Genomic DNA, 3461 nt, shown 5'->3' with positions numbered 1-3461 from the left:
CCTTGTGTCGCGATTGGGCCGCAAAGCGGCCCCCTCCAGGCTCAGCCAAACAACTGATGGCAAAGGTCCCGGCTGGCCGCCAGCAGGATCGGCAAGAACCGCTGCTCCAGTTCACTGCGCGTCACCCGCCCGACATGGGTACTCACATTCAACGCCGCCAACACCTGCCCCGAGGCGTCATACACCGGCACCGCAATCGAGCGCAGCCCCTGCTCCAGCTCCTGGTCTACCACGCACCAGCCCTGGGCGCGCACCTGCTGGATACAGGCGAACAGCGACTCGGGGTCATGCAAGGTACGGCTGGTTCGCGCCTTCAGGTCGGCACGCTCCAGGTATTCACGCAGGCTGGTGTCGTCCATGGCCGCCAACAGAATGCGCCCCATCGATGTGCAATAGGCCGGCAGGCGCCCGCCCACCGACAGGTCGACCGAAATCAGCCGCTCCACGGTGGCCGAACGGGCTATATAAAGAATGTCGTCACCTTCGAGCGTGGCCATGTTGGCCGCCTCGTGCAGCTGGTCGCTGATGCGGTCCAGGTAAGGCTGGGCGGAAATCGCCAGCGGCGTCGACGACAGGTACGCATGCCCCAGCGTCAGCACTTTGGGCAACAGTGAATAGGTGCGCCCGTCGGTGGTGGCGTAACCCAGCTTGATCAACGTGTGCAGGCAACGGCGTACCGCCGCACGAGGGATTTCTGTGCGGTGGCTGATCTGGGCGATGGTCAGGTGACGCTTGCGTTCCTGGAAAGCCTGGATCACAGCCAGGCCTCGCGCCAGGGAGGTCATGAAGTCCGGGTCGCCAGTAAAGGCCTGGATGCGCTTTGCCGGGGAAGCCACGATCGGCGGTGCCAGGGCTGCCGAGGCAGACCGCCCCTGCTCCGGGTTGCCCGACTCTGGATTGACGGAATCGTTGGCCAGGGTTTCGTCACTCATCGCACACCTCAAAAAAAAACGCCCACTCGTGCGATTATCGAACAAACGGCCGATAATCGCAATTGACCGCTGACACTTTTACTTATACCTTTCTCATGCCACTTGTGGCTTCTTTGGAGAGACTGGTCAGGTACCCACCGTAGAAGTCCCCAGGCAACGGCCTCGCCTTTTGGCGAGGCCGTTTTTCATTACCCTCCCGGTCGACGGTCCCGCTGCTGCATTGCAACGAACTTTTGTCCGTCTTGCCTTTCAAACTTGTACGAAAGGCCCAAACTGTAGTCGGATGCATTGCGTTACTTGCGTCTGGTGATGTCAGGGTTAGGTAAATAACGATGTTCGGCGAAATATCGGTTGCTATAATCGATTGCGCAGGCCTCCACGATGCCGTGGCAATGGAACCTTCCGCTGTATCAAACCGTTGCGGCCAGCAAGGCATGTGCACGCTGCACAGCGCATAACAACACTCATCAAACTTAATTCAGGTACTACTGTGACGAAAGATGAACTGCGCGCGGAACTCGAGCGCCAGGCTGAACGTTACAAGGATGTTTACGGTGGCGAAGTCACCACTTACGCCGCACAACCGGATCCGGAACGCAAACCTTGGCGCAAGCGCGCAAGCGTGCGCGACCAGGCCTTCAGCCAGGAACTGGAACGTATGGAAAAGGAACTGCGCAGCGACACTCCCTGACCCCGGGACCACGCCAGCGCGTCGTCGCCCGGCCAGCCCGGGCGCGGTCGATCTTTACTGTCTGGCCGAAGGTGAAATGGAATTACACAAATTTCATACGGCCGTTTGAACAGAAGCGAAGCGGCTTTTTCTCTAGCTTTTTGCCGGTTTTCGCCAGGTTTTGCGCGTTTTAGCGGACATTTCCCTTCCTGCACGCCCCACCGTGCACATCCCGCTCCCGACAGGAAGATTGCCGTCGGTCTGTCGCGGATGCATCGATTGCCAAGGTTTTCTGGCATAATCCCGCCCCCCTAAGACCGCCAGACAACCTTCATGATCGAATTATTCAGCGGACTGGATGCCTGGGTGTTGGTGAGCCTGCTGCTCGCCTTGACCTTCGTGCTCGCCTTCGAGTTCATCAATGGCTTTCATGACACCGCCAACGCGGTAGCTACCGTCATCTATACCAAAGCCATGCCGCCGCACCTCGCCGTGTTCTTCTCCGGCGTGTTCAACTTCCTTGGCGTTCTGCTCGGCGGTGTCGGGGTGGCCTATGCCATCGTGCACCTGCTGCCGGTAGAGCTGCTGATCAATGTGAACACCGGACACGGCCTGGCCATGGTCTTCTCGCTGCTGGCTGCGGCCATCACCTGGAACCTGGGCACCTGGTACTTCGGTATCCCCGCCTCCAGCTCGCACACGCTGATCGGCTCCATCCTCGGCGTCGGCCTGGCCAATGCCCTGATCAACGACATCCCGCTGGGCGACGGCGTCAACTGGCAGAAGGCGATCGACATCGCCATGTCGCTGGTGGTCTCGCCGATGGCCGGCTTCGCCGTTGCCGCCCTGGTACTGATCGGCCTGAAGTGGTGGCGCCCGCTGTCGAAGATGCACAAGACCCCCGAGCAGCGCCGCAAGCTCGACGACAAGAAGCACCCGCCGTTCTGGAACCGCCTGGTACTGGTGGTTTCGGCCATGGGCGTGAGCTTCGTGCACGGCTCCAATGACGGCCAGAAAGGCATCGGCCTGATCATGCTGGTGCTGATCGGTATCGTCCCGGCCAAGTTCGTCCTCGACCTGAACAGCACCACCTATCAGATCGAGCGTACCCGCGACGCGACCCTGCACATGAGCCAGTTCTACCAGCGCAACGCCGCCACCCTGGGCGAGTTCCTGGCACTGGGCAAGGCCAAGGCCAGCGACCTGCCGGAGCAGTTCAGCTGCAACCCGCAGCAGACCGAGCCGACCATTGCCGCGCTGCAATCCTCGCTGCAGGGCGTGACCGACTACCACAGCCTGAGTGCCGACAAGCGTGTCGAAGTGCGCCGCTACCTGCTGTGCCTGGACGACACGGCGAAGAAGGTCGGCAAGCTGCCAGGCCTGGAAGCCCGTGAAAAGGCCGACCTGGAAAAACTGCGCAAAGACCTGACCGCCACCACCGAGTACGCCCCGTTCTGGGTGATCGTGGCCGTCGCTCTGGCCCTGGGCCTGGGTACCATGGTCGGCTGGAAGCGTGTGGTACTGACCGTTGGCGAGAAGATCGGCAAGCAGGGCATGACCTATGCCCAGGGCATGTCGGCGCAGATCACCGCGGCTTGCGCCATCGGCATGGCCAACATCTTCGCCCTGCCGGTATCGACCACCCACGTGTTGTCGTCCGGTGTGGCCGGCACCATGGTCGCCAACAAGAGCGGCCTGCAAGGCGGCACCGTGAAGACCATCCTGCTGGCCTGGGTACTGACCCTGCCTGCGTCGATGGGTCTGGCGGCCGGCCTGTTCTGGCTGGCGTCCAAAGCCATTGGCTGAGTGATACCGCAATAGAAAAAGGCGCCTGACGGGCGCCTTTTTCATAGGTGTCA

The 3461-nt window shown here is 61.2% G+C and carries 3 protein-coding genes; 2 read left to right on the top strand and 1 reads right to left on the bottom strand.

Features of this window, described 5'->3' with window-relative positions:
* Nucleotides 1–41: 41 nt before the first annotated feature.
* Complete coding sequence (gene pcaR / locus RYH74_RS10115) at nucleotides 42–932, bottom strand: pca regulon transcriptional regulator PcaR (protein ID WP_025340494.1); 891 nt, start codon at nucleotides 930–932, stop codon at nucleotides 42–44.
* 490 nt (nucleotides 933–1422) lie between these two features.
* Here pcaR and RYH74_RS10110 point away from each other — a divergent pair, with 490 nt between their 5' ends.
* Nucleotides 1423–1623, top strand: coding sequence for a hypothetical protein (locus RYH74_RS10110; RefSeq protein WP_003259583.1), 201 nt, complete (start codon nucleotides 1423–1425; stop codon nucleotides 1621–1623).
* Nucleotides 1624–1935: 312 nt separating this feature from the next.
* On the top strand, nucleotides 1936–3408 hold the full coding sequence (locus tag RYH74_RS10105) for an inorganic phosphate transporter (protein WP_025340495.1): 1473 nt from the start codon (nucleotides 1936–1938) through the stop codon (nucleotides 3406–3408).
* Nucleotides 3409–3461: the final 53 nt, after the last annotated feature.

It is taken from the genome of Pseudomonas sp. LSJ-87 (assembly GCF_032971465.1).
GTDB lineage: Bacteria > Pseudomonadota > Gammaproteobacteria > Pseudomonadales > Pseudomonadaceae > Aquipseudomonas > Aquipseudomonas putida_Z.
This window is presented reverse-complemented; position numbering and strand designations above follow the sequence as displayed.

Coding starts and splice junctions, on each gene's coding strand:
- RYH74_RS10105 (WP_025340495.1), top strand. CDS start 1,936: ATGATCGAATTATTCAGCGGACTGGATGCCTGGGTGTTGGTGAGCCTG.
- pcaR (WP_025340494.1), bottom strand. CDS start 932: ATGAGTGACGAAACCCTGGCCAACGATTCCGTCAATCCAGAGTCGGGC.